A 25,020-nucleotide genomic window follows, 5' to 3' on the forward strand; every position below is an offset into this window, starting at 1 on the left:
TTTACGGCAATAATACGTTGACACTCTTGCATTATTTACCTAAACTTAAGGTGTTTGGTAATATAGCGGTTTACTTTGACAATACCCTGTTAATCGGTTAAAATAAACAAGTTTGAATGATCCAATTAATGATATCATTACAGAATAGATAAATAAGGGGAGAGTTATCATGCAACCACAAGCACAGACCAATTTTCCGCCTGCTTCCAACTCAAAGAACTGGAGGGTCTGGTGGCAGCTGACCAGGCCACATACTCTTACCGCTGCCTTTGTGCCGGTTCTGCTTGGAACAGCTCTTGCTATGGAACTTACTGAAATAAATTTTGGCCTGTTTTTTGCTATGCTGGCAGCAAGCTTGCTGATTCAGGCTGCCACTAATATGTTTAACGAATACTACGACTTCAAAAGAGGGCTTGATACGGAAGACTCTGTCGGAATTGGCGGGGCTATTGTACGGGAAGGAATCAAACCAAAAACGGTTCTGAACCTTGCTTTTGGCCTGTATGGGATTTCGATATTGCTTGGATTCTATATTTGCATGAACACAAGCTGGTGGATTGCAGCAATTGGACTGGCCTCCATGGCAGTAGGATATTTATATACAGGCGGTCCGCTTCCGATAGCGTACACACCATTTGGTGAATTATTTGCAGGTTTTTTCATGGGCATGCTGATCATCCTAATTTCTTTTTACATTCAGGCAGGAACCGTAACTGCAACAAGTGTTTTAGTTTCCTTCCCTATTTTGATTCTTGTTGGCGCCATTCTGCTGGCCAATAATATCAGAGACCTGGACGGCGACAAGGAATTCGGCCGCAAAACATTGGCAATTCTTTTAGGGAAAAAAGGAGCAATTAAGCTGCTTGCCGCAATGTTCATCGTTTCGTATGCATGGGTTTTCATATTGATTGCCATGAACATCATAACACCATGGCTTGCAATTGTTGTTCTAAGTGCGCCCAAGGCCATTAAAGCAACGAAAGGCTTCATCGGAAAAACACTGCCTATGCAAATGATGCCTGCGATGAAAGCCACTGCCCAGACAAATACAATCTTTGGCTTTCTTTTATCAGTAGGCTTGTTTATCGGATATCTTTTATAATTAAATGGAACCTCTGCTTTTATAGCAGGGGTTTTTTGTTTGGAAAAAAACAGCAGAAAGCACCCTCTTGGTTTCATCCCATTTTTAACGGGTATTTTTTATTTAAGGAAGATGCTTGACCCTAAAATTTTTTCTTCCGTTATGATTTTGCCAACTACGTCCATACTAAACCCATATGGACTAAGATTTTTAATACTCAGCAGAGCAAGAGCGGCAAAGCTCGGCTTTATTTTGGGCTTGACTCTGGCATGAGCAGGCCTTGTATAAAATTTATCAAATCCAAGGATGTGACATAATATGTTGACCAATGAACAAATCAGCCATTTAAAAAAAGAATTGAATGATGAAAAAAAATCACTGGAATCCCAGCTTCAAGGCAATAAAGAAGGAAGTCTGGAAGGTGCGAGTGCCAGAGACACAGTAGGAGAGCTATCCCTTTATGACAACCATCCAGCCGATATGGGTTCTGAACTTTATGAGCGTGAAAAGGATTTTGCTTTAGAAGAACATCATGACTCTGAACTGAATAAAGTAAATGCAGCACTGCAGGCAATGGAAGATGGTTCATACGGCAAATGCAAAGAGTGCGGTTCCGAAATTCCATATGATCGGCTTGAAGTGATTCCAGCAACCCTTTACTGCAAGGAACATAGTCCAGAGCAAAACGTGCCCGGGGACCGTCCTGTTGAAGAAGATGTGCTTGAACCTGCGCATGGGAATACCTTTCAGCATCATCAATTCAGAGAAGTCGTGGATAACGAAGACAGCTTCCAGGAAGTTGCCCGTTTTGGCACTTCTGAGACACCCTCTGACTTAAGAGGCGACTATGAAGATTATAACTCCCTTTATAATGAAGGGCATGATGATGAAGGGTTTACAGAAGATTATGAGACGTTTATCGGCAATGACCTTGAAGGCAAGGGGAGAAAAGTCTATCCTTCCAAGAAACAGGAAGAGTATGAAGCGATGCTGGATGAAAATGATATCGAAGCACCTTTCGGTGATGTGCCGTATCATCAGACTGACGGCTATGTGGATGAAGATAAGGATTAAAGTAAAAGCGATGCAGATGCATCGCTTTTTTATGTCAAATGGCAAAATAAGATACCCTTATATATATTTATAATTTGGATTCGATATCCTGGATAATCTCATCAATCGTATCAGAAACATCGTTTGTGCGGCGGGCAATGGAGATGCTGAATTCCAGCAGTTCTTTATAATTTTTCACCGGAATAGAATCATTTGATTTCTCGAATTCATTTAGTTGCAGTCCAATATTTTGAAGATGCAGCAAAACTTCTTCCATTGATCCTTTCTCGATTTGGTACATTTAACAGCTACCCCCTTTATATCTAATGATTTCATTATCAGGGTTTTTAAACCTTTTTTGTAGTGGGAATTTTTGTTAATATTTGCACTTTACGGAGTAAAACCGCTTTTCATAGGCAATATTATCTTAAGAATATATCGCTGGGAGGATCACAATGTCTGGACAAATAAAAGCTGCATGCTTTTCAGAATATGACAAACTTGAACAAGTGGTGTTATGTGAACCGAAGTACATGACGATTGTAGATACAATTAATGAAACACAAAAGCATTATGAAAAAGAAGGAATTAATATAGATACAGCCATGAAACAGCACAGACATTTTGTCAGTGCATTAAAGGATCAGGGAATCAATGTGGTTTTGCTGCCCTCGCTTGAAAAATATCCTGAACAGGTTTTTACCCGTGATATCGGATTTACACTTGGAGAAAAGGTATATGTTGCAGAAATGGCGGCAGACATTCGGCAAGGAGAAGAAAATGTTCTGAAGCAATGGCTGGAAGTAAACCAGGTTCCTTTTTACAATCTTACGGGAGACCGCATAGAGGGAGGAGACGTCCTGATCGATGGCCAAACGATATTTGCAGGAGTGAGCAGCCGTACCCACGAAGAAGCGATCGAGCATCTTCGCAGCCTTATGCCCGATTATGATGTTGTATCCATCCCTTTCACTGATACATATCTGCATCTTGATTGTGTATTCAATATTATTTCACCGGAGGAAGCTCTTATCTTTCCGGGAGAGATCCATGGGGAAAAAGTCAAAATGCTGGAATCACGCTATGATTTAATAAAAGTATCGGAAGAGGAGCAATTCACACTCGGAACCAACGTCCTCTCTATCGGCAATAAAAAAATCTTCAGTCTACCGATTAATAAGAATGTCAATAAAGAGCTCAGGTCCAGGGGCTATGAAGTCATTGAGGTAGACATTACTGAAATCATTAAATCCGGAGGTGCCTTCCGCTGCTGCACGATGCCTGTTAGGCGCAGTAAAGGGTAGATCTCCTGCCTCAATGAAACGGAATAATGATTATAGACTCTCTTGGAAACCGCCTTTTTGTGATTTAACCGCTGTTTTCTCTTAGACATCTACAGTTTGGGAGTTAATCCTCGTGATTAACTCCCAGTTTCTCTTGAGTACCTTCTTTTTGGGCGTAATTCCCCTTTATTAACTCCCATTTTCTCTTGACCACCTTCATTTTGGGCGTTATTCACATTGATTAACTCCCATTTTCTCTTGAGCACTTTCATTTTGGGCGTAATTCCCCCTGATTAACTCCCATTTTCTCTTGACCACCTTCATTCTGGGGATAATTCCCACTAATCAACAAAAAACAGCCTCTTCTCACCGGAAAGGCTGTTCTCCTTTTTACTTATTCATCATTTCAACGCCAGCGGGCTTGATTTTCCAGATATCCCGTGCATATTCGCTGATTGTGCGGTCGCTGGAAAAGTATCCTGAACCGGCAATGTTCATTAAGCTCATTTTAAGCCAATGTTCCCGACCCTCATATGCTTTCCCGGCTTCTTTCTGGATATTGACATAGGAAGCAAAATCCCTCAACACAAAGTATTGGTCATTTTCCATCAGCAGTGAGTCAAAAATGGGCTCGAACTCATCATCGGCGTCCGGGAAAAATCCATTCACGAGCTGGTCGGCAACCTGGCGGATTCGTTTATCATGATGATAATACTCTCTGGAATTATATCCGCCATTCTGGTGATAACTGAGAACCTCATCTGCCGTTAAGCCAAAGATGAAAATATTGTCATCCCCTGCTTTTTCTTTTATCTCAATATTGGCTCCATCCAGCGTGCCCACTGTCAAAGCACCATTCATCATGAATTTCATATTGCCTGTACCGGAAGCTTCCTTGCTTGCCGTTGAAATTTGCTCGCTGATATCCGCAGCCGGAAAAATTTCCTCCGCCAGCGAAACCCGGTAATTTTCCATGAAGATAACCTTTAGAATATCTCTTGTCTGCGGGTCATTGTTCACCTTTACAGCAACGGTATTAATTAATTTAATGATTTTCTTTGCATAGTAATAGCCCGGCGAAGCTTTTGCCCCGAAAATAAATGTCCGCGGGTGCATGCGGAAATTGGAGTCTTCCTTCAGCCTATTATATAAATGCATAACATGAAGAATATTTAACAGCTGGCGCTTATAAGCATGCAGACGCTTAACCTGAATGTCAAAAATGGAAGACGTATCAACCACAATGCCCTGCTGCTCCTGGATGCGCTTCGCCAATCTTTCCTTGTTCAATTGCTTAACCTGATGCAGCTGATCAAGGAAAACTCTATCATTCTTAAAATCTGCCAGTTCGTGAAGCTTTTCCGGTTCCCGAATCCAGCCAGCCCCAATGCCCTCATTAATAAGATCGGACAAAAGCGGATTGGCTTTCAGGAGCCATCTTCTATGTGTGATCCCATTGGTTTTATTATTAAATTTCTCAGGAAAAATGTCATAAAACTGATTCATTTCCCGCTTCTTTAAGATTTCTGTATGAAGTGCAGCTACACCATTTACGCTGGAGCTGCCGACAAGGGCAAGGTGTGCCATCTTAACCTGGTCATGTGCGATGATCGCCATATCCTCAATCCGCTTCCAGTCACCCGGGTATCTGTTCCAAAGTTCGCTGCAAAAGCGCTCATTAATTTCATTCACTATCATGTAAATCCGCGGAAGCAAAGGCTGGAAAATACGGATAGGCCATTTCTCCAAAGCCTCTGAAAGAGTAGTATGATTCGTATAGGCAATCGTCCGGACAGTAATGTCCCAGGCTTCCTCCCAGCCCATTCCCTCTTCATCCAGCAGGATTCTCATAAGTTCAGGAATGGCAAGGACCGGATGTGTATCATTAATATGAATGCTCACAAAATCATGGAAATCTCTTAAACTATTATGCTGCTTTCGATAGGAACGCACAATGGAACGGATACTGGCCGAAACAAGAAAGTATTGCTGCTTCAGCCTTAAAATCTTCCCTTCATCATGGGTATCATCAGGATAAAGAAACTCTGAAACAGATTCGGTTTCCCGTTTATATTTTAAAATATCATGATTTACAGGATAAGGAGAGGGTTCAGCATTCCAAAGCCTGAGAGTGTTAATTGTATCTGTTTTATATCCAGCGACAGGCATATCGTAAGGAACAGCCGAAATTGTCTCAGCATTCACATGGCGGAAAACAAGCCTGCCGTTGTCCTCTGCGATTTCGACTTTGCCCCAAAAAGGAACTTCAATCGCCAGGTCTGCTTTTCTTACTTCCCAGACATGACCGTTCCGCAGCCACTGCTCCGGAAGCTCCACCTGATAGCCATCCACAATTTTCTGCTCAAATAGTCCATGCTTATAGCGAATTCCGCAGCCATGGCCGGGAAGATTCAAGGATGCAAGTGAATCCATAAAGCAAGCTGCCAGACGTCCCAGCCCGCCGTTTCCAAGCCCTGCATCTGCCTCGATTTCTTCAAGACGGTTCAAGTCAATTCCCAGATCTGCGAGGCCCTCTTTAACAACCTGCTCAATTCCCAGATTGATCAGATTATGATGAAGCAGGCGTCCCAATAAAAACTCGATGGATAAGTAATACACCTGCTTTTCACGGTCGATGCGGTACCGCTCATTTGTATTAATCCACTCTGTGCTCACATGTTCCCTGATCATATTTCCGAGTGTGAAGTAATGATCTCTTTCTGTGCTTTCACCAAAGCTTTTACCGCATGTCATCTCCAGTTTCTTCAGGAATTCCTCTTTGAACTCATCGCGATCAGAAAACATGGCTTTCACTCCTTGAAACAAGGCCTGCATATAGCTGATTGTATTTGAAAGCGGATTGCGCCCAGCTATTATCCATTCCCATTGCATTTTTCATAATTTGCTCCCATATTTTGCTGTCACCGAAAAAGCTTACTGCTCTTCTAATAGTGTACAGCATATCATGGGCATTAAAATGGCTGAAGGAAAAACCGTTGCCTTCTCCTGTGTATTCATTATAAGAATGAACAGTATCATTTAATCCGCCTGTTTCCCTGACGATGGGAATGGATCCATACCTCATGGCAATCATCTGTCCTAAACCGCATGGCTCAAATTGTGAAGGCATTAAGAATAAATCGGACCCTGCATAGAATTCATGTGCAAGCCCCTCATCAAACCCAATAAATGCTTTGCACTTATCGGGGTACCCCGCTTCCATCTCCCTGAAAAATTGCTCAAACTCAGGATCCCCAGTTCCTAAAACTAGAACTTGTATATCATCCTGCATTAGCTCATGGAACACACATTTAACAAGGTCCAGGCCCTTTTGTTTTGTCAGTCTCGTAACCATGGCTATCAGAGGAACCTCTTCCTTTACCGGCAGGCTGAATTTTTTCTGAAGATGCATCTTATTGTCTTTTTTAATCTGAAGCTTTTCAAAGGCATAATTTTCTTTTATAAATGGATCCTTCTCAGGATTATAAAACTCATCATCAATCCCATTTAGGATTCCTTCCAAATCATAAGCTCTGCGCTTCAGCAAATCATGCAGTTTCTCTCCGTAATATTTCGTTTGAATTTCATCTTTATAAGTAGGGCTGACTGTTGTAATTTTATCAGCAGCGACAAGTCCGCCCTTCATAAAATTGATATTTCCGAAGAATTCAAGCTTATCTGGATGAAAATGGCTATAGTCAAGCCCTAATAAATCTCCTAAAGCACTCCCCGGCATGATTCCCTGAAACTGAAGATTATGAATGGTGAAGACTGTCCGAATGAACTCATACCCCTTTTTCGCACGATACTCAACCCTCAGCAGAAAAGGAATCATCCCAGTATGCCAATCATGGCTGTGAATAACATCCGGATAGAAATCAATATGCTGAAGAGCATCCAGAACGGCCCGGTTAAAATAGGCAAACCTCTCTCCATCATCGTAATACCCGTATAATTTTTCACGGTTGAAGTAGTATTCATTATCAACAAAATAGAATACGATTCCCTGATGCTCAAGTTCTTCAATTCCACAAAACTGGTTTCTCCATCCTACCTGAACTGTAAACTCGCACTTTTTAGACATTTTCTTTTTTAAATCATCTGATATGGAACCATACTTAGGAAGAATAACCCGTACGTCAGTCCCCTGCTTTGCAAGTTCTTTCGGGAGAGAACCGGCTACATCAGCAAGACCTCCGGATTTAACGAATGGAACACATTCAGAAACAGCAAACAATACTTTCACGAGTTCATCAGCGCTCCTTGTACGGTACCTTTGCGAATAACAAGAGGCATTTCATGTCTTCCCTCAATCCTGGCACCGGATTCTACCTTAACATCTTTATCTAAAATAACGGAGTCTAAAACACAGTTTTCTCCAATTTGGGTTTTTTGCATAATTATGCAGTTTTTCACGACTGAGCCCTTGCCAATTTTTACCCCGCGGGAGATAATGCTGTTCTCAACTGTCCCTTCAATCATGCATCCATTCGCAATCATCGAATTCTTTGCGCTTGCACCTTTCATATAACGGGTTGGCGGTTCATCTTTTACTTTTGTATAAATTGGCTGGCTGCGCAGGAAAATATTTTTCCATGCCTCCGGTTCCAATAGGCCCATGCTGGCAGCAAAGTAATTTTCAATGGAATCAATCATGACGGCCAAACCGGCATATTCATAATTGCATATCGTATAGGAATGATGGATGTCTGTAACGACATCACTCATGCATGTGTATCCAGTTTCGTTTCTATTTTCTATTAAGCTAACGAGCAGCGAAGTTTTTACAAGGTACATTTCAAGGGAGCGCCCATCCTGCCGAACAACTGTAATATCACACCCCGTCATAATATGTCTATCTAGAACAGGCCTGAAATCCATATTAAAAACGGTAAAACAGTTTGAGATCAATGCATATTCCTGTTTGCTGCGATAAAAATAATCCAAATTAGCAGCAAAGTGATTGAAAGATCCAATTCCTTTACTTGGACTATCCAGCAAAGGAGATGGGAAAAAGAATAGCCCATCCCTTTTTCTGTTTAGGTCCCAGTTTTTTCCCGAACCAAGATGATCCATTAAAGAGCGATATTGATACTTTGGAAATATGGCAACACTTTCAATATCCGAGTTGACCATATTGGAGAGAACAAAATCGATTAGCCTATAGCGGCCTGCAAACGGAACAGCTGCGAGCGACCTGTGTACTGTCAATTCCTCTAAATCTTCATGGTAGGTTGTTGCGTCTATCACACCAAGCATTCTCTTCTTCATGACATTCCCTCCCGTTTTATTGGCCAGGGGCCGTTTTGGCATCCAGGCTGTGAATTAAGAACAAATTCCCTGTATCATTTCCGGTGTTATCAGAATAATTTCATCATCTTCTTCGGAAGCACTAATCACAACGCCATCGGGTATGTTCAGTCCGCTTGGCACTATCGCCTTTTCAATATAGACATTTTCACCAATTACAGCATCAGGCATGATGACCGATTCACGGATCACAGTATTCTTCCCAACCAGCACCCCTTGAAAAAGCACTGACTTTTCAACTTCCCCTTCAATTGTACAGCCTTCATTTATCAAAGACTCTGCAACCTCAGCTTGAGTTGAAATATACTGTGGAGGATGATTCGGATTCACCGAATAGATCCGCCAATCATGATCAAAAAGATTCAGCTCGCATTCATCATCCAATAAATCCATATTTGCCTCCCACAGGCTCTTGACTGTACCGACATCCTTCCAATAGCCATTGAACGGGTATGCGAACAGCTTTTTATTTTCGTCAAGCATTAATGGAATGATGTCCTTTCCAAAGTCATGAGTGGACTCCGGATTGCGGTCATCCATTTCCAGATATTCTTTTAAAACAGACCAATTAAAAATATATATTCCCATGGAGGCCAGATTATTTTTTGGATATGCTGGTTTTTCCTCAAATTCTGCGACCCGCATCTCCTCATCCGTATTCATGATTCCGAACCTGCTTGCCTCCGGCCAAGGTACTTCAATTACAGAAATAGTCGCATCCGCGCCTTTTTCAATATGATAATTCAGCATCAGCTCATAATTCATTTTATAAATATGATCACCGGATAAAATCAGGACATATTCCGGATCATATTGCTTTAGATAATTGAGGTTCTGATAAATAGCACTTGCTGTTCCCGTATACCACTTGACTTCCGATGATTCACTGTAAGGGGGCAGCACTGTCACACCGCCGTTCTTTCTATCAAGATCCCATGCGCTGCCTATGCCAATATACGAATTCAGAACCAGCGGCTGGTATTGGGTAAGAACACCGACTGTATCAATTCCGGAATTGGTGCAATTGCTCAATGTAAAATCAATAATCCGGTATTTCCCTCCAAATGGCACTGCAGGTTTCGCAAGACTTTTTGTTAGAGAACTAAGCCTGCTCCCTTTCCCTCCTGCTAATAACATTGCGACGCACTTTTTCTTTCCCATTTCCCTTCCTCTCCTTCCGATGTTTTACAGGGCGTAAGATTGAAATGCCAAATGGCGGAATAGACATTTCCAAACTGAACGGCTTGCCGTGAAACTCTTTTTCCTCAGTCTTAAGGACCCTCTTGTTGGTGCTATTTGATCCTCCAAAGCTATCACTATCACTGTTGAGTATTTCCCTATAAGACCCCGCCTTTGGAATTCCAATACGATAATTAGGGTAGAAAGCAGGTGTGAAATTGCAGACAATCACAAGAAAATCATCCACTTTTGAGCCTTTTCTGATAAAGGAAAAGATGGATTGGTCTGCATTATGACAATCAATCCATTCAAAGCCATCCTGAAGGTGATCAAGCTCAAAAAGAGCCTTTGAACGTTTATAAACCTTTATTAATTCTTTCACATAATCATTTGCCTTTTTATGCATCTCGTAATCAAGCAGATGCCAATCAAGCTGTTCTTTGTCTTTCCATTCGGAAAACTGCCCAAGTTCGCTCCCCATGAAAAGAAGCTTCTTGCCGGGGTGGGCAATCATGTAGCCAAGCAGGAGCCTGAATTGCGCAAATTTTTGCCAGTAATCTCCGGGCATTTTATCAAGCAGCGATTTCTTTCCATGGACAACTTCATCATGTGAAAAAGGCAGTATGAAGTTTTCCGTAAAAGCATACAAAAGCGAAAAAGTCATCTTTCCATGAACATCAGATCGCCTCTCAGGTGCTGTTTCCATATATGTAAGAACGTCATTCATCCAGCCCATATTCCACTTGTAATGAAAACCCAGCCCTCCATAATGGACTGGTGCAGTCACTTGCGGCCAGTCTGTTGAATCCTCTGCCATCATGAGAAAGGAAGAATCATATTGCGAAACAACTTTATTTAAGTTTTGCAGAAAACGGGTGCCGAATGGATTTTCTGTCTTTCCATCCCGGTTAGGCCAATAGATAATATTAGCCACCGCATCAACCCGAAAGCCATCAATATGATATTTTTCCATCCAAAAAACAGCGTTGGAAATAAGAAAGCTTTGAACTTCATTTTTGCTCAGGTCAAAATTAGCTGTCCCCCATACTCGGTTCTCTCTGTCGCCTTCTGTTTCATACTCATACAAATACGATCCATCAAACTGGTAAAGGCCGTGGGCATCTTTGCAGAAGTGTCCCGGTACCCAGTCCAGAATGACCCCAACACCCTGCTGATGGCACTGATCAACAAAATACATAAAATCATGCGGGCTGCCGTAACGGCTTGTAACAGAGTAATAACCTGTTCCCTGATAGCCCCAGGAAGCGTCGAGCGGATGCTCAATTAGAGGAAGCAATTCTATATGCGTAAACCCATGCTCCACCACATAAGGAATGAGTTCATCTGCAAGCTCCCTGTATGTAAACAGACTTCCAGACTCTTTTTGCTTCCACGAACCCAGATGAACTTCATAAATGACTGCAGGCTCCGTATAAATAGGCTTCATTTCTTTTTTTTGCATCCATTTGCTGTCATTCCACTGATATCCGTCAAGCGAATATACTATAGATGCTGTATTGGGCCTTACTTCTGAAAAAAAGCTATAAGGATCAGCCTTTAATACCACTTCCCCTTTCTTTGTTTCAATTTCATACTTATACAAGGCACCTTCCATGTTTCCATCCAGCTGAATAAACCAGACACCTTCATTATTCACTCTATGTAAGGTATAGCCTTCTCCATTCCAATCATTAAAATCACCGACTAATCTGATAATTTCAGCGTTCGGTGCCCATACGCAAAAACGGGTAATCACTTCTCCGCCATTTGAAACTACATGTGCACCAAATAACTGGTGACTCTCATAATATGTCCCTTCATGGAACAAATGCAGCTGGTAATCGGTTGGAACCAAAGTATCCACTACCATCCTTCTCCCCACCCAGTGTCGTTTCTTTTGACTTTCCTGTTATATTCGTGAGACGTGAGAAAAATCCTTGTAAAAGTTTTTTTAATTTTATGACAACAACATTCAAATCCCGTTAAAAACCGATAGCATTCTGCCCAATCTAACAGTCTTCGACATAATCTCCGGTAAACTTAGACAAAATAAAACAAAGTATGCAAGCAAAAAATGAAAGGAGAATAATATTTTGAGCAATAAAGAAGAGGAATTTTTATTAAACGAGGCATCAAAAGATGAAATAAGAATTCCGATATTTGAAGCACCGGATGGAAAGATTATGGCCACCGGGGATATGTTTAGAGGCCCCTATACGGGAATATCTTCTGAAATCGATTTGAATAATCCAGGCAATAAATTAAGCAAGGCAGAAGAGAGGTTTGATTAAAAAACAGAGAAGCAACTAACCGAGGGCAGGCTGGAACAGAAAAGACAACAAAAAAGCTGCCAACAAATTGTTGACAGCTTTTTTGTATGACCCCTACGGGATTCGAACCCGTGTTACCGCCGTGAAAGGGCGGTGTCTTAACCGCTTGACCAAGGGGCCAATATGGCGGAGAAGGAGGGATTTGAACCCTCGCGCCGGTTACCCGACCTACACCCTTAGCAGGGGCGCCTCTTCAGCCACTTGAGTACTTCCCCATATATGGCTCCGCAGGTAGGATTCGAACCTACGACCGTTCGGTTAACAGCCGAATGCTCTACCACTGAGCTACTGCGGAACAATAATATAAAATGGTGGGCCTAAATGGACTCGAACCATCGACCTCACGCTTATCAGGCGTGCGCTCTAACCAGCTGAGCTATAGGCCCATTTTGGAGCGGGTGAAGGGAATCGAACCCTCATCATCAGCTTGGAAGGCTGAGGTTTTACCACTAAACTACACCCGCATAAGGTTCTAAAATGGTGGCTCAGGACGGAATCGAACCGCCGACACAAGGATTTTCAGTCCTTTGCTCTACCGACTGAGCTACTGAGCCACATATTATTTATTTTTTGTAAAAATGGCGGTCCGGACGGGACTCGAACCCGCGACCTCCTGCGTGACAGGCAGGCATTCTAACCAACTGAACTACCGGACCAGATTGCGGGGGCAGGATTTGAACCTGCGACCTTCGGGTTATGAGCCCGACGAGCTACCGGACTGCTCCACCCCGCGATAATATTATTAAATATATGGAGGAGGAAAGGGGATTCGAACCCCTGCGCGGTTTGACCCGCCTGTCGGTTTTCAAGACCGATCCCTTCAGCCGGACTTGGGTATTCCTCCGTATAAATGAAAATGGTGGACCTTGTAGGACTCGAACCTACGACCGGACGGTTATGAGCCGTCTGCTCTAACCAGCTGAGCTAAAGGTCCAGCATCGATGAATTAAATGGTAGCGGCGGAGGGGATCGAACCCCCGACCTCACGGGTATGAACCGTACGCTCTAGCCAGCTGAGCTACACCGCCGAAGTGTTAAAATATTTATGGTGGAGCCTAGCGGGATCGAACCGCTGACCTCCTGCGTGCAAAGCAGGCGCTCTCCCAGCTGAGCTAAGGCCCCAATAATTAAATGGTCGGGAAGACAGGATTCGAACCTGCGACCCCTTGGTCCCAAACCAAGTGCTCTACCAAGCTGAGCTACTCCCCGTATATAATGGCGCGCCCGAGAGGAGTCGAACCCCTAACCTTTTGATCCGTAGTCAAACGCTCTATCCAATTGAGCTACGGGCGCAATGTTAAATTCTACTGGTGCCGAGGACCGGAATCGAACCGGTACGGTAGTCACCTACCGCAGGATTTTAAGTCCTGTGCGTCTGCCAGTTCCGCCACCCCGGCAATAAATGGAGCGGAAGACGGGATTCGAACCCGCGACCCCCACCTTGGCAAGGTGATGTTCTACCACTGAACTACTTCCGCATAAAGAATGGTGCGGGTGAAGGGAGTCGAACCCCCACGCCTTGCGGCGCCAGATCCTAAGTCTGGTGCGTCTGCCAATTCCGCCACACCCGCAATATGAAATTAAAATGGTGAGCCATGAAGGACTCGAACCTTCGACCCTCTGATTAAAAGTCAGATGCTCTACCGACTGAGCTAATGGCTCATAATTTTATGAGACTACCTAAAGCCTGTTATGTGCAGTCAGATGTTCCAAAGCTAAACGCTTTGTCACAGATTGCTATTCGGATGTAGAAATTCACTGATGCTGCAATCTGCTCTACCGACTGAGCTAATGGCTCGTTGAAATGGTGCCGGCGAGAGGACTTGAACCCCCAACCTACTGATTACAAGTCAGTTGCTCTACCAATTGAGCTACACCGGCAGCTTGTACATTTAAATTAATGGTGGAGGATGACGGGATCGAACCGCCGACCCTCTGCTTGTAAGGCAGATGCTCTCCCAGCTGAGCTAATCCTCCATTATTAACGCCCGGCAACGTCCTACTCTCACAAGGGGACAGCCCCTAACTACCATCGGCGCTGAGAAGCTTAACTTCCGTGTTCGGTATGGGAACGGGTGTGACCTTCTCGCTATCGCCACCAGACTATTTTCCAAAGACAAGTTTTATTATACCGTCTTTTTAGGATTTTTCAAGAGAAAATTTCATATTTTTCATTCTCTCAAAACTAGATAATGCATGAAGAAGCATTTGCCGAGTATTCACCAATGACTTGTCTAGCTTCGGCTCCTAACTTCTCGGCCGTTTCGATCCGTCCCTCCAAATCCCAAAAACAGGATTTGAATGGCCGGCTCTCCAACGTCTCTCGAAGTTGAACAGTCGCCTCCACTTTTCGTTTTGGTTAAGTCCTCGATCGATTAGTATCAGTCAGCTCCACATGTCGCCACGCTTCCACCTCTGACCTATCAACCTGATCATCTTTCAGGGATCTTACTAGCTTGACGCTATGGGAAATCTCATCTCGAGGGGGGCTTCATGCTTAGATGCTTTCAGCACTTATCCCTTCCGCACATAGCTACCCAGCGATGCCTTTGGCAAGACAACTGGTACACCAGCGGTGCGTCCATCCCGGTCCTCTCGTACTAAGGACAGCTCCTCTCAAATTTCCTGCGCCCACGACGGATAGGGACCGAACTGTCTCACGACGTTCTGAACCCAGCTCGCGTACCGCTTTAATGGGCGAACAGCCCAACCCTTGGGACCGACTACAGCCCCAGGATGCGATGAGCCGACATCGAGGTGCCAAACCTCCCCGTCGATGTGGACTCTTGGGGGAGATAAGCCTGTTATCCCCGGGGTAGCTTTTATCCGTTGAGCGATGGCCCTTCCATGCGGAACCACCGGATCACTAAGCCCGACTTTCGTCCCTGCTCGACTTGTAGGTCTCGCAGTCAAGCTCCCTTGTGCCTTTACACTCTGCGAATGATTTCCAACCATTCTGAGGGAACCTTTGGGCGCCTCCGTTACTTTTTAGGAGGCGACCGCCCCAGTCAAACTGCCCACCTGACACTGTCTCCCGCCCCGATAAGGGGCGCGGGTTAGAATTTCAATACAGCCAGGGTAGTATCCCACCGACGCCTCCACCGAAGCTGGCGCTCCGGCTTCTCAGGCTCCTACCTATCCTGTACAAGCTGTACCAAAATTCAATATCAGGCTACAGTAAAGCTCCACGGGGTCTTTCCGTCCTGTCGCGGGTAACCTGCATCTTCACAGGTACTATAATTTCACCGAGTCTCTCGTTGAGACAGTGCCCAGATCGTTACGCCTTTCGTGCGGGTCGGAACTTACCCGACAAGGAATTTCGCTACCTTAGGACCGTTATAGTTACGGCCGCCGTTTACTGGGGCTTCGATTCAAAGCTTCGCTTGCGCTAACCTCTCCTCTTAACCTTCCAGCACCGGGCAGGCGTCAGCCCCTATACTTCGCCTTGCGGCTTCGCAGAGACCTGTGTTTTTGCTAAACAGTCGCCTGGGCCTATTCACTGCGGCTCATCAGGGCTATTCACCCTAATGAGCACCCCTTCTCCCGAAGTTACGGGGTCATTTTGCCGAGTTCCTTAACGAGAGTTCTCTCGCTCACCTTAGGATTCTCTCCTCGCCTACCTGTGTCGGTTTGCGGTACGGGCACCTTTTCCCTCGCTAGAGGCTTTTCTTGGCAGTGTGGAATCAGGAACTTCGGTACTAAATTTCCCTCGCCGTCACAGCTCAGCCTATGTGGTAACGGGATTTGCCTCGTTACCGGCCTAACTGCTTGGACACGCTAATCCAGCAGCGTGCTTACCCTATCCTCCTGCGTCCCCCCATTGCTCAAACGGTAAAGAGGTGGTACAGGAATATCAACCTGTTGTCCATCGCCTACGCTTTTCAGCCTCGGCTTAGGTCCCGACTAACCCTGAGCGGACGAGCCTTCCTCAGGAAACCTTAGGCATTCGGTGGATGGGATTCTCACCCATCTTTCGCTACTCATACCGGCATTCTCACTTCTAAGCGCTCCACGGGTCCTTGCGATCCCGCTTCAACGCCCTTAGAACGCTCTCCTACCACTGACATCGTAAGATGTCAATCCACAGCTTCGGTGATACGTTTAGCCCCGGTACATTTTCGGCGCGGAGTCACTCGACCAGTGAGCTATTACGCACTCTTTAAATGGTGGCTGCTTCTAAGCCAACATCCTGGTTGTCTAAGCAACTCCACATCCTTTTCCACTTAACGTATACTTTGGGACCTTAGCTGGTGGTCTGGGCTGTTTCCCTCTTGACTACGGATCTTATCACTCGCAGTCTGACTCCCATGGATAAGTCTTTGGCATTCGGAGTTTGTCTGAATTCGGTAACCCGATGGGGGCCCCTAGTCCAAACAGTGCTCTACCTCCAAGACTCTTACTACATGAGGCTAGCCCTAAAGCTATTTCGGAGAGAACCAGCTATCTCCAAGTTCGATTGGAATTTCTCCGCTACCCACACCTCATCCCCGCACTTTTCAACGTGCGTGGGTTCGGGCCTCCATCCAGTGTTACCTGGACTTCACCCTGGACATGGGTAGATCACCTGGTTTCGGGTCTACGACCACATACTCATTCGCCCTATTCAGACTCGCTTTCGCTGCGGCTCCGTCTCATCAACTTAACCTCGCATGTAATCGTAACTCGCCGGTTCATTCTACAAAAGGCACGCTATCACCCATTAACGGGCTCTAACTACTTGTAGGCACACGGTTTCAGGATCTCTTTCACTCCCCTTCCGGGGTGCTTTTCACCTTTCCCTCACGGTACTGGTTCACTATCGGTCACTAGGGAGTATTTAGCCTTGGGAGATGGTCCTCCCTGCTTCCGACGGGATTTCTCGTGTCCCGCCGTACTCAGGATCCACTCTGGAGGGAACGAAGTTTCAACTACAGGGCTTTTACCTTCTCTGGCCGGCCTTTCCAGACCTGTTCATTTACCTCGTTCCTTTGTAACTCCGTGTAGAGTGTCCTACAACCCCAAGAGGCAAGCCTCTTGGTTTGGGCTAATCCCGTTTCGCTCGCCGCTACTTAGGGAATCGCGTTTGCTTTCTCTTCCTCCGGGTACTTAGATGTTTCAGTTCCCCGGGTCTGCCTTCTATACCCTATGTATTCAGGTAAAGATCCTATCCCATTACGGATAGGGGGTTTCCCCATTCGGAAATCTCCGGATCAAAGCTTACTTACAGCTCCCCGAAGCATATCGGTGTTAGTACCGTCCTTCATCGGCTCCTAGTGCCAAGGCATTCACCGTGCGCCCTTTCTAACTTAACCTACTTCGGCCGCTGATCGACTGCGGATCTCTGCGTCAGCTCTCTCGCTCCGCTCCTCACGTACTGAAGTACGCTCCGGTGCTCACTCGGTCGCTTCCTTGATCTCCTTGCCGCTCATCGTCCTCATGGTTTGTGCTCTTACTTATTTTCAAAATAAGAGAAAAAAACTAAGATGGCGATTACTCGGTTATTGCTTCTTCATTAACATTATCTAGTTTTCAAAGAACGAATCTTTCATTGAGAGATTGAACTCTCAAAACTGAACGAACAAAACACGTCACGTTTCATGTAAATATCCTTAGAAAGGAGGTGATCCAGCCGCACCTTCCGATACGGCTACCTTGTTACGACTTCACCCCAATCATCTGTCCCACCTTAGGCGGCTGGCTCCAAAAGGTTACCCCACCGACTTCGGGTGTTACAAACTCTCGTGGTGTGACGGGCGGTGTGTACAAGGCCCGGGAACGTATTCACCGCGGCATGCTGATCCGCGATTACTAGCGATTCCGGCTTCATGCAGGCGAGTTGCAGCCTGCAATCCGAACTGAGAATGGTTTTATGGGATTCGCTTAACCTCGCGGTCTCGCAGCCCTTTGTACCATCCATTGTAGCACGTGTGTAGCCCAGGTCATAAGGGGCATGATGATTTGACGTCATCCCCACCTTCCTCCGGTTTGTCACCGGCAGTCACCTTAGAGTGCCCAACTGAATGCTGGCAACTAAGATCAAGGGTTGCGCTCGTTGCGGGACTTAACCCAACATCTCACGACACGAGCTGACGACAACCATGCACCACCTGTCATCCTGTCCCCCGAAGGGGAACGCCCTATCTCTAGGGTTGTCAGGAGATGTCAAGACCTGGTAAGGTTCTTCGCGTTGCTTCGAATTAAACCACATGCTCCACCGCTTGTGCGGGCCCCCGTCAATTCCTTTGAGTTTCAGCCTTGCGGCCGTACTCCCCAGGCGGAGTGCTTAATGCGTTTGCTGCAGCACTAAAGGGCGGAAACCCTCTAACACTTAGCACTCATCGTTTACGGCGTGGACTACCAGGGTATCTAATCCTGTTTGCTCCCCACGCTTTCGCGCCTCAGCGTCAGTTACAGACCAAAGAGTCGCCTTCGCCACTGGTGTTCCTCCACATCTCTACGCATTTCACCGCTACACGTGGAATTCCACTCTTCTCTTCTGCACTCAAGTTCCCCAGTTTCCAATGACCCTCCCCGGTTGAGCCGGGGGCTTTCACATCAGACTTAAGGAACCGCCTGCGCGCGCTTTACGCCCAATAATTCCGGACAACGCTTGCCACCTACGTATTACCGCGGCTGCTGGCACGTAGTTAGCCGTGGCTTTCTGGTTAGGTACCGTCAAGGTACCGGCAGTTACTCCGGTACTTGTTCTTCCCTAACAACAGAGTTTTACGATCCGAAAACCTTCATCACTCACGCGGCGTTGCTCCGTCAGACTTTCGTCCATTGCGGAAGATTCCCTACTGCTGCCTCCCGTAGGAGTCTGGGCCGTGTCTCAGTCCCAGTGTGGCCGATCACCCTCTCAGGTCGGCTACGCATCGTTGCCTTGGTGAGCCGTTACCTCACCAACTAGCTAATGCGCCGCGGGCCCATCTGCAAGTGATAGCCGAAACCATCTTTCAGCTTTCCCTCATGTGAGGGAAAGAATTATCCGGTATTAGCCCCGGTTTCCCGGAGTTATCCCAGTCTTACAGGCAGGTTGCCCACGTGTTACTCACCCGTCCGCCGCTAACTTCAGGGAGCAAGCTCCCATCTGTCCGCTCGACTTGCATGTATTAGGCACGCCGCCAGCGTTCGTCCTGAGCCAGGATCAAACTCTCCATATAAGAGTTGATTAAGCTCATAAGTTGTCTTTTCAAAAAAGACTAAAGAATTAACGTTGACGTTTTTGTTCGTTCAGTTTTCAAAGATCAATTTCTCTTTGCTATATTTTACCTCGTCGCCCGGAAGCGACTTTATCAATATAACATGTTATCCATCAACAAGTCAACAGCTTTTTAAAATGTTTTTTCGCAGTTTAACTTGCCTTGTTGAGGACAAGAATTAATATACCACGACTTATTAAATGTTTGCAATATAATTTTTAAAAATGTTTATCTTTATATTTTCAGTGCATATTAATTATATATCTCTTCTCTATCGATTGCCTTTTTGGGATCAAATTAAAAGACGGTACCTTTACGAAACTGATTTTATTTTAATTGTTCTGCAGCCAGATCTTATAAAGTGTGCATTTTCTTAACATCAGATTTATACGCATTTCACCTGATCTTTTGAAAATTCATTATATCAGTAACATAATTCTCGAAACCTCCATCTCAAATACCCACAAACTTATCCACTGCAAAACACTTATTAATACAGTTGTCAACAAAGTTACTCACAGCATGTGGATAATCTTGTTCACTTTTCCACACTTTTATAAGCTTCTTATAACAATAATTAAATTAATACATATTTTACTGATTAGCCGTCAAAAGGATGAGAAATCAAGTTTTAACAAAATATCAATACAAAGAAATAGTAATAGTTTTGGTTATTTTTCATAAAATCTATTAACTCTACTCTATACGGAAGGTGTGAATGACACTGGAAACCGCAGCACTATATCTATCAGTAATCATGGCCATATTTTTATTTGCTTATGCCTATGCAGAGGGCATTAAAATTGCAAATTCAGATGAAGAGGTTTATGGTGGCACCTTCATCTTTTCAGTTACAGCCGCATTTATTTTTTCTGCTCTGACCTATGTATTCAAATAAAAAAATCTCCCCATTCCCAGGGAGATTTTTCTCTTATATAACTATAGATAGATTATCTACTTATCCGGAAATCGTTGTTTTTTTCTTCAATTCTTTCATCCGAATCCTTCTCTCATCTAATAAGAAGATAGTTATTCCTCCAATTACCACTGTTCCACCAAGAACTTGTGTCCATATAATCGACTCATGAAGCAAATAATAAGCTAGAATTGCAGCACCTACCGGCTCAAATAAGATGGCCATAGAAATAGTTGAGGTGCTTAGCCATTTAAGTGACCAATTAAATAATGTGTGTCCAAGCAGGGTTGGAATTAGAGCCAGCAATATAAAATATACCCAGTCACTGGTTCCATATGGGATTAAAGGTTCATTAACCATTAACACGTAGAATAACAATGTAACAGTACTTATACTGTAGACAACAAAAGTATAGGTAACGAGTGACATCCTTTTTCTGACTGTTTGCCCAAACATTAAGTAGGCTGTTACCAGGGCGCAGGCAATGATTGCAAGTATATCCCCGAACAAAGCAGTCCCGCTGATTTGAAAATCTCCCCAGCTGATAATAATACTGCCCACAATTGCGAGAAGCCCGCTTAATATTGCTTTCCAGGTAAACTTTTCTTTAAAAAAGAAATACGTGCCTGCAAATGCAAATAAGGGCTGCAGTGTTACAAGGACTGTAGAACTGGCTACAGAGGTGTAGTTCAGTGACTCAAACCAAAGAATAAAATGAAAGGCGAGAAACACACCGGCAATGATGGAATAGATCCAATCCCGCCGTGTAATAAGACGAAGTTCCGGAACATACTTTATAAGAAATACAGGCAGCATGAATAGGACAGAAAATAATAACCTGTAAAACGCAATGACTCCCGATGGAGCGCTGGATACCTTCACCAATATGGCTGAGGTTGAGACAGAAATGACACCAATTGCCAGGGCAACATAGGGATTTATTTTTTTATCTGACATTTTTAATACTCCTTGTTTCTGTTTCCTAATAATTAGGGTATATTTCATTTTACAACGTATATTCAAACTTTTACTACGGTTTTATTATAGCAGGATTTTAAAGATCATATTTTGGATATATAATACTTAAAAAAGCGGGAGATATTATGAGCAGTTTAGAGATAGAAATATTAATGAAACTGGGGATTTCAGCAGTGCTTGGTCTTGTTATCGGCCTGGAGAGAGAATTAAAAAGAAAGCCGGTCGGCTTAAAGACAAGTTTAGTTATTTCCATAGTAAGCTGCCTGCTGACTATTGTGTCTATAGAATCGGCTTATATGTTTCCTGGTAATGATGACATCAACATAACGATGGATCCTCTCCGTTTAGCTGCCCAAATTGTCTCAGGCATCGGCTTTTTGGGTGCAGGCGTTATTTTAAGGCGGGGAAATGACAGTATTTCTGGCCTTACAACAGCCGCATTAATTTGGGGGGCAGCAGGAATCGGAATTGCTGTAGGAGCAGGCTTTTATATTGAAGCAATGGCCGGAGTGGCGCTGCTGATTATTTCAGTGGAGGTAATTCCTTTTATCATGGGCTTAATTGGTCCCAAACGCTTAAGAGAAAAAGAAATCAACCTGCAGCTGAAAGTAAGGGATAAAGAAAATATTGCTGATATCATCCCAGCGGTAAAAGACCTTGATATATCTATAAAACATATTCGTATTAAAGACCTAGAAGATGAACATCTGCATCTTGTACAGCTGATAGTTGCCGTCGACTACAAAAGAAGAACAACGGATGTTTATTACAGCGTTTCAAGCATCCCTGGAGTGCAGTGCATGGAAATTGATAGTATGCAGTAAAATTTTTTAATAATTCCTCTTGCAAGATAACTCCGATGTGGTTATAATTTTTCTTGTACCACTACTCGGGGGATTAGCTCAGCTGGGAGAGCGCAACGCTGGCAGCGTTGAGGTCAGGGGTTCGAGCCCCCTATTCTCCATAGAAAAAAGCCTTGTATATCAAGGCTTTTTTTATTTTCGATTCAGAATGTTCGTTATTGTCGCTGGACTGTCACGAAATTTATTTTTGGAGTCTTTATACATTTTGAGGTATTTGTTAATACTAACGCACCCTTTTCTTTATGTAACATTCGTCACAATCTTTGTATATAAAAAGAAATGCATTATCGCCCCAACTCAATTAGAGAGTACTAACTATTCTACTTCACTACCAACAGTAGTATTAGCTCCGTTTATTTACTCGCGATTTTCGAAGGCTTGTCCGCGTGAAACTCCAACACTAATTTTACTATCCTGTGAATTCATTGCCCATTCTAAGTCTGACATTGTGTCTTATCAGCCTACTGGTCTTAGTCTTAATAGGTTGAAAAATTTGCAGATATTAACTGGTTCCTATCCACAAAAAACGTGTTACTCGAGAAGAATCCAATTGCAATAATCAGAAGCAAAAAAACTAATTTGACTTGCTGATATCGTAAAGATAGAAAACATAATCATTAGATACACTTGAATAACCCTGTTGTCGTATCATTGCCGTAAGATTTCCGCGGTGATATGTGCCATGGTTAACAACATGCTGAACCAATTCTGAGAAGTAAGTATCCAGACGCCCAAATTTAGGATGTACCGGGGAAATCTCTTTATCCAAATCGCTAATATTATTAAGAAGCTTTTGATATTCCTCTGATAAACTTTGAAATAGCTTTTCCATTTCTTCAAGACTCTTATCCTTTGTCTTGTCTTGAGCAATGGCGATAGAAGCTTGAATCTCTTCCATACTATTCTCCTGCATTACACCAAGCCATACTGTATCTGTCATATAAATATGAACAAGTGCCTTCGAAATCGAGGAAAAAACACTTTGTATTTCCTGATCATAAATGTCCTTGGGTAATTCTTTCAATCGCTCGAAAAACTTTTTGTTTGCCCAAACATGATAATCATACAATTCTAATGCATGTTGTTTTCTCATCAAGGATTCCTCCCTTTTAGTTAATTTTCCCTAACTAAATAATTCGGTCCTCACTGTAAAAAACCCTGCCCGTTTGTTGAAGAGAGCAAAAGCACCAATTTCTTTAAGTACAAACCTTCACAAACTCTTCTAACCAACTAAGTTTGTACAAAATCATTTAATTGTAAAACTCCATATGTGTTTTTTCCTTTTTGTAATAATTTAGTCTGTCTTGTAAAGTACCTGTATGAAATTCAAACTTGTGCCCATCTGGATCAGTAAAGTAAATAGACTTTTTATCTTTTTCGTCTCTTGGACGCCCTGACAGAATGTTTACCTTCAATTCTTTTAGCTTACGGTACATATTATCAAATTCCGCTTCTTCTATTGAAAAAGCTATATGTGTATATGATTGGGAAATTTCAGTACGTGGAATATCCTTTTCTTCATTGAGGGCAAGCCATATACCGTTTAAGTCAAAATAGGCAGTACTACTTCCCTTAACTAATAACTTTGCACCAAACACATTTTTATAAAACTCAATAGAAGCTTCTAAATTGGAAACTGAAAATAAAAAATGATTAATGCCTTTTATTGACACCAAATCACCCCAAACTAAGTTTTTTTATATTCATTATTGCACCTGTATAAAGATTTATGATCCCCATCCTTTTACAAGTAAAAAGCTTGAAGATTCGTATTATCTTCAGCTTTAAATAGGACTAGTACAATAAAAACTTTATGAAATAATTTTTTGATATGTAGTCTCATCGCAAATGACAAATAGTTTCGCTGAATCGGGAATTAATTCATGATGACGGCGGGCTAAATCAAGAGAACTTCCATCTGAAATTAAGGTCGCTCCTATTTCAAAAAGTTCCATCGCTGCATCCCTGTATGTGCTCCAATGCGGTTTAGCCTTAATTTCATAGAGGTTTTCCCCTTCAGAGCTGCTCAGCATCTGATTAAAAAGCTTGCTTGAACCGTGGTTGATGGCCGCATGAGCCATGAGGCGGGAGATAGAATCATTTGAAAGGATCAATTCATCAACGTTTGCGTGTTCAAACAAGGAAACGTGCTTATCTTTTTTTATTTCAACAATGGTGTAGATGCTTTTCTCATATTTCTTTGAGATATGTTCCACCCTGGAAGCGATGAGAAGAGTTTTTCCATCGGAGTATTCAGCATGGTCATTTCGGTCATCCGAAAAAATGGCAACTGATTTTGCTTCAAGGATATTGGCTTTCATTAACACTTCCTCTTCAGCAGGATTTCCGCTGACAAAATGGACCCTCTCATGCTCCATGGGTGTTCTTTCAGAATGGTCAACAATGACAACATCACATTTTTGCTTGCTGTGAAGGATCTCCTCTACCACATTTTCCAATTTTTCTTTTGATGCACCAATTAGTATGTAATGTCCTTTTCCCGAATAAGTCAATCGTCCTTCCTCCTTCCATTTCCGGTACATGCTGAAGCTTTCAAAGACTTTCCCTATGATGATACCCATTGCGCCAATGCCAAATGTGTAAAGCAGCAGCATGGTGAAGATTCGACCAAAATCACTTTCAGGAAAATAGTCGCCATAGCCTACTGTGACAAGTGTTGTCATCGTCCACCACAGAGCATCAATAAAGCGCGGAAATGTTTCCGGCTCGGCTGCCCTCATCGTAATGCTGCTGAAGACAATGAGAAATAGTGCAAGAGCCGATGCTTGCAATATACTTATTTTCGTCATTTTTAAAAAAACTTTATGTAGAATCCACATTTTTTT

The 25,020-nt window shown here is 43.6% G+C and carries 17 protein-coding genes, 21 tRNA genes and 3 rRNA genes; 8 read left to right on the forward strand and 33 right to left on the reverse strand.

Annotated elements, in window-relative coordinates; genetic code table 11:
• The first annotated feature begins 169 nt into the window (after positions 1 to 169).
• From A361_RS22885 to A361_RS22895, 3 genes are read left to right on the forward strand one after another with little or no spacing between them, the layout of a single operon-like run.
• Entirely contained in the window at positions 170 to 1,102 is a 933-nt protein-coding gene (locus A361_RS22885) for a 1,4-dihydroxy-2-naphthoate polyprenyltransferase (protein WP_009333413.1), read from the forward strand.
• A 39-nt stretch (positions 1,103 to 1,141) separates the two neighbouring features.
• Positions 1,142 to 1,354, forward strand: coding sequence for a hypothetical protein (locus A361_RS22890; RefSeq protein WP_019382991.1), 213 nt, complete (start codon positions 1,142 to 1,144; stop codon positions 1,352 to 1,354).
• A gap of 45 nt (positions 1,355 to 1,399) precedes the next feature.
• Positions 1,400 to 2,155 (forward strand): TraR/DksA C4-type zinc finger protein, encoded by a 756-nt coding sequence (locus tag A361_RS22895; RefSeq protein ID WP_009333414.1) that lies wholly within the window; start codon positions 1,400 to 1,402, stop codon positions 2,153 to 2,155.
• A 67-nt stretch (positions 2,156 to 2,222) separates the two neighbouring features.
• On the opposite strand, the gene A361_RS22900 is transcribed toward A361_RS22895, so the two are convergent.
• A complete protein-coding gene (locus tag A361_RS22900; RefSeq protein WP_009333415.1) occupies positions 2,223 to 2,435 on the reverse strand; it encodes a hypothetical protein in 213 nt (70 codons plus the stop codon).
• A 154-nt stretch (positions 2,436 to 2,589) separates the two neighbouring features.
• On the opposite strand from A361_RS22900, the gene A361_RS22905 reads away from it, so the two are divergent.
• Positions 2,590 to 3,438, forward strand: a complete 849-nt coding sequence (locus A361_RS22905; RefSeq protein WP_019382990.1) for a dimethylarginine dimethylaminohydrolase family protein — start codon at positions 2,590 to 2,592, stop codon at positions 3,436 to 3,438.
• A gap of 369 nt (positions 3,439 to 3,807) precedes the next feature.
• On the opposite strand, the gene A361_RS22910 is transcribed toward A361_RS22905, so the two are convergent.
• From A361_RS22910 to glgB, 5 genes are read right to left on the reverse strand one after another with little or no spacing between them, the layout of a single operon-like run.
• On the reverse strand, positions 3,808 to 6,222 hold the full coding sequence (locus tag A361_RS22910) for a glycogen/starch/alpha-glucan phosphorylase (RefSeq protein ID WP_019382988.1): 2,415 nt from the start codon (positions 6,220 to 6,222) through the stop codon (positions 3,808 to 3,810).
• Entirely contained in the window at positions 6,212 to 7,663 is a 1,452-nt protein-coding gene (gene glgA / locus A361_RS22915) for a glycogen synthase GlgA (RefSeq protein WP_019382987.1), read from the reverse strand. The genes A361_RS22910 and glgA overlap by 11 nt, the downstream gene beginning before the upstream one ends.
• Positions 7,660 to 8,688, reverse strand: a complete 1,029-nt coding sequence (locus A361_RS22920; RefSeq protein ID WP_019382986.1) for a sugar phosphate nucleotidyltransferase — start codon at positions 8,686 to 8,688, stop codon at positions 7,660 to 7,662. The genes glgA and A361_RS22920 overlap by 4 nt, the downstream gene beginning before the upstream one ends.
• Positions 8,689 to 8,742: 54 nt before the next feature.
• Positions 8,743 to 9,888, reverse strand: coding sequence for a glucose-1-phosphate adenylyltransferase (locus tag A361_RS22925; protein ID WP_019382985.1), 1,146 nt, complete (start codon positions 9,886 to 9,888; stop codon positions 8,743 to 8,745).
• Entirely contained in the window at positions 9,830 to 11,776 is a 1,947-nt protein-coding gene (gene glgB / locus A361_RS22930; protein ID WP_019382984.1) for a 1,4-alpha-glucan branching enzyme, read from the reverse strand. Before glgB ends, A361_RS22925 begins: the two co-directional genes overlap by 59 nt.
• A gap of 223 nt (positions 11,777 to 11,999) precedes the next feature.
• On the opposite strand from glgB, the gene A361_RS22935 reads away from it, so the two are divergent.
• Entirely contained in the window at positions 12,000 to 12,197 is a 198-nt protein-coding gene (locus A361_RS22935; protein WP_019382983.1) for a hypothetical protein, read from the forward strand.
• 87 nt (positions 12,198 to 12,284) lie between these two features.
• Here the strand turns inward: A361_RS22935 and A361_RS22940 are convergent.
• The 23 genes from A361_RS22940 to A361_RS23050 all read right to left on the reverse strand — a co-directional run bounded on the left by A361_RS22940 (position 12,285) and on the right by A361_RS23050 (position 19,378).
• Positions 12,285 to 12,356: transfer RNA gene (locus tag A361_RS22940), tRNA-Glu, on the reverse strand.
• A gap of 4 nt (positions 12,357 to 12,360) precedes the next feature.
• Positions 12,361 to 12,451, reverse strand: a tRNA-Ser gene (locus A361_RS22945).
• 5 nt (positions 12,452 to 12,456) lie between these two features.
• Positions 12,457 to 12,531, reverse strand: a tRNA-Asn gene (locus A361_RS22950).
• A gap of 14 nt (positions 12,532 to 12,545) precedes the next feature.
• Positions 12,546 to 12,622, reverse strand: a tRNA-Ile gene (locus A361_RS22955).
• A 4-nt stretch (positions 12,623 to 12,626) separates the two neighbouring features.
• Positions 12,627 to 12,700: transfer RNA gene (locus tag A361_RS22960), tRNA-Gly, on the reverse strand.
• 14 nt (positions 12,701 to 12,714) lie between these two features.
• Positions 12,715 to 12,790: transfer RNA gene (locus tag A361_RS22965), tRNA-Phe, on the reverse strand.
• A gap of 25 nt (positions 12,791 to 12,815) precedes the next feature.
• Positions 12,816 to 12,892, reverse strand: a tRNA-Asp gene (locus A361_RS22970).
• Between the two features lie 3 nt (positions 12,893 to 12,895).
• Positions 12,896 to 12,969: transfer RNA gene (locus tag A361_RS22975), tRNA-Met, on the reverse strand.
• Between the two features lie 18 nt (positions 12,970 to 12,987).
• Positions 12,988 to 13,080, reverse strand: a tRNA-Ser gene (locus tag A361_RS22980).
• A gap of 13 nt (positions 13,081 to 13,093) precedes the next feature.
• A tRNA-Ile gene (locus tag A361_RS22985) sits at positions 13,094 to 13,170 on the reverse strand.
• Positions 13,171 to 13,187: 17 nt separating this feature from the next.
• Positions 13,188 to 13,264: transfer RNA gene (locus tag A361_RS22990), tRNA-Met, on the reverse strand.
• Positions 13,265 to 13,282: 18 nt separating this feature from the next.
• Positions 13,283 to 13,358, reverse strand: a tRNA-Ala gene (locus tag A361_RS22995).
• Between the two features lie 10 nt (positions 13,359 to 13,368).
• Positions 13,369 to 13,445: transfer RNA gene (locus tag A361_RS23000), tRNA-Pro, on the reverse strand.
• Positions 13,446 to 13,452: 7 nt separating this feature from the next.
• Positions 13,453 to 13,529, reverse strand: a tRNA-Arg gene (locus A361_RS23005).
• 15 nt (positions 13,530 to 13,544) lie between these two features.
• Positions 13,545 to 13,633 (reverse strand) — tRNA-Leu (locus tag A361_RS23010).
• Positions 13,634 to 13,639: 6 nt separating this feature from the next.
• Positions 13,640 to 13,714 (reverse strand) — tRNA-Gly (locus A361_RS23015).
• An 8-nt stretch (positions 13,715 to 13,722) separates the two neighbouring features.
• A tRNA-Leu gene (locus tag A361_RS23020) sits at positions 13,723 to 13,807 on the reverse strand.
• Between the two features lie 15 nt (positions 13,808 to 13,822).
• Positions 13,823 to 13,898: transfer RNA gene (locus A361_RS23025), tRNA-Lys, on the reverse strand.
• A 143-nt stretch (positions 13,899 to 14,041) separates the two neighbouring features.
• Positions 14,042 to 14,117, reverse strand: a tRNA-Thr gene (locus tag A361_RS23030).
• Between the two features lie 20 nt (positions 14,118 to 14,137).
• Positions 14,138 to 14,213 (reverse strand) — tRNA-Val (locus A361_RS23035).
• 9 nt (positions 14,214 to 14,222) lie between these two features.
• Positions 14,223 to 14,339, reverse strand: a 5S ribosomal RNA gene (gene rrf, locus A361_RS23040).
• A 252-nt stretch (positions 14,340 to 14,591) separates the two neighbouring features.
• A 23S ribosomal RNA gene (locus tag A361_RS23045) occupies positions 14,592 to 17,527 on the reverse strand.
• A 301-nt stretch (positions 17,528 to 17,828) separates the two neighbouring features.
• A 16S ribosomal RNA gene (locus A361_RS23050) occupies positions 17,829 to 19,378 on the reverse strand.
• The 16S, 23S and 5S rRNA genes sit together here with 20 tRNA genes alongside, the layout of an rRNA operon.
• A gap of 757 nt (positions 19,379 to 20,135) precedes the next feature.
• Here A361_RS23050 and A361_RS23055 point away from each other — a divergent pair.
• Positions 20,136 to 20,315 (forward strand): hypothetical protein, encoded by a 180-nt coding sequence (locus A361_RS23055; RefSeq protein ID WP_009331576.1) that lies wholly within the window; start codon positions 20,136 to 20,138, stop codon positions 20,313 to 20,315.
• 60 nt (positions 20,316 to 20,375) lie between these two features.
• Here A361_RS23055 and A361_RS23060 read toward each other — a convergent pair whose 3' ends face one another.
• Complete coding sequence (locus tag A361_RS23060; protein WP_009331577.1) at positions 20,376 to 21,290, reverse strand: DMT family transporter; 915 nt, start codon at positions 21,288 to 21,290, stop codon at positions 20,376 to 20,378.
• A 146-nt stretch (positions 21,291 to 21,436) separates the two neighbouring features.
• On the opposite strand from A361_RS23060, the gene A361_RS23065 reads away from it, so the two are divergent.
• Positions 21,437 to 22,135, forward strand: a complete 699-nt coding sequence (locus A361_RS23065) for an MgtC/SapB family protein (RefSeq protein ID WP_009331578.1) — start codon at positions 21,437 to 21,439, stop codon at positions 22,133 to 22,135.
• 67 nt (positions 22,136 to 22,202) lie between these two features.
• Positions 22,203 to 22,275, forward strand: a tRNA-Ala gene (locus tag A361_RS23070).
• Between the two features lie 473 nt (positions 22,276 to 22,748).
• On the opposite strand, the gene A361_RS23075 is transcribed toward A361_RS23070, so the two are convergent.
• The 3 genes from A361_RS23075 to A361_RS23085 form a co-directional block, all read right to left on the reverse strand.
• Positions 22,749 to 23,267, reverse strand: a complete 519-nt coding sequence (locus tag A361_RS23075; RefSeq protein ID WP_019383238.1) for a DinB family protein — start codon at positions 23,265 to 23,267, stop codon at positions 22,749 to 22,751.
• Positions 23,268 to 23,424: 157 nt separating this feature from the next.
• The gene (gene fosM, locus A361_RS23080) at positions 23,425 to 23,847 is read right to left on the reverse strand and encodes a FosM family fosfomycin resistance protein (protein WP_019383237.1); all 423 of its coding nucleotides are present in this window, start codon (positions 23,845 to 23,847) and stop codon (positions 23,425 to 23,427) included.
• 138 nt (positions 23,848 to 23,985) lie between these two features.
• The gene (locus A361_RS23085; protein WP_019383236.1) at positions 23,986 to 25,014 is read right to left on the reverse strand and encodes a potassium channel family protein; all 1,029 of its coding nucleotides are present in this window, start codon (positions 25,012 to 25,014) and stop codon (positions 23,986 to 23,988) included.
• Positions 25,015 to 25,020 lie beyond the last annotated feature (6 nt).

It is taken from the genome of Cytobacillus oceanisediminis 2691, assembly GCF_000294775.2.
Classification (GTDB): domain Bacteria; phylum Bacillota; class Bacilli; order Bacillales; family Cytobacillaceae; genus Cytobacillus; species Cytobacillus pseudoceanisediminis.

Excerpts from the sequence above, each read along its gene's own strand:
- A361_RS22925 (WP_019382985.1), bottom strand. The coding sequence starts at position 9,888 with ATGGGAAAGAAAAAGTGCGTCGCAATGTTATTAGCAGGAGGGAAAGGG.
- A361_RS23055 (WP_009331576.1), top strand. The coding sequence starts at position 20,136 with ATGACACTGGAAACCGCAGCACTATATCTATCAGTAATCATGGCCATA.
- A361_RS23060 (WP_009331577.1), bottom strand. The coding sequence starts at position 21,290 with ATGTCAGATAAAAAAATAAATCCCTATGTTGCCCTGGCAATTGGTGTC.
- A361_RS23085 (WP_019383236.1), bottom strand. The coding sequence starts at position 25,014 with ATGTGGATTCTACATAAAGTTTTTTTAAAAATGACGAAAATAAGTATA.
- A361_RS22905 (WP_019382990.1), top strand. The coding sequence starts at position 2,590 with ATGTCTGGACAAATAAAAGCTGCATGCTTTTCAGAATATGACAAACTT.
- A361_RS22920 (WP_019382986.1), bottom strand. The coding sequence starts at position 8,688 with ATGAAGAAGAGAATGCTTGGTGTGATAGACGCAACAACCTACCATGAA.
- glgB (WP_019382984.1), bottom strand. The coding sequence starts at position 11,776 with ATGGTAGTGGATACTTTGGTTCCAACCGATTACCAGCTGCATTTGTTC.
- A361_RS22900 (WP_009333415.1), bottom strand. The coding sequence starts at position 2,435 with ATGTACCAAATCGAGAAAGGATCAATGGAAGAAGTTTTGCTGCATCTT.
- A361_RS23075 (WP_019383238.1), bottom strand. The coding sequence starts at position 23,267 with ATGAGAAAACAACATGCATTAGAATTGTATGATTATCATGTTTGGGCA.
- A361_RS23065 (WP_009331578.1), top strand. The coding sequence starts at position 21,437 with ATGAGCAGTTTAGAGATAGAAATATTAATGAAACTGGGGATTTCAGCA.
- A361_RS22910 (WP_019382988.1), bottom strand. The coding sequence starts at position 6,222 with ATGTTTTCTGATCGCGATGAGTTCAAAGAGGAATTCCTGAAGAAACTG.
- A361_RS22885 (WP_009333413.1), top strand. The coding sequence starts at position 170 with ATGCAACCACAAGCACAGACCAATTTTCCGCCTGCTTCCAACTCAAAG.
- A361_RS22895 (WP_009333414.1), top strand. The coding sequence starts at position 1,400 with ATGTTGACCAATGAACAAATCAGCCATTTAAAAAAAGAATTGAATGAT.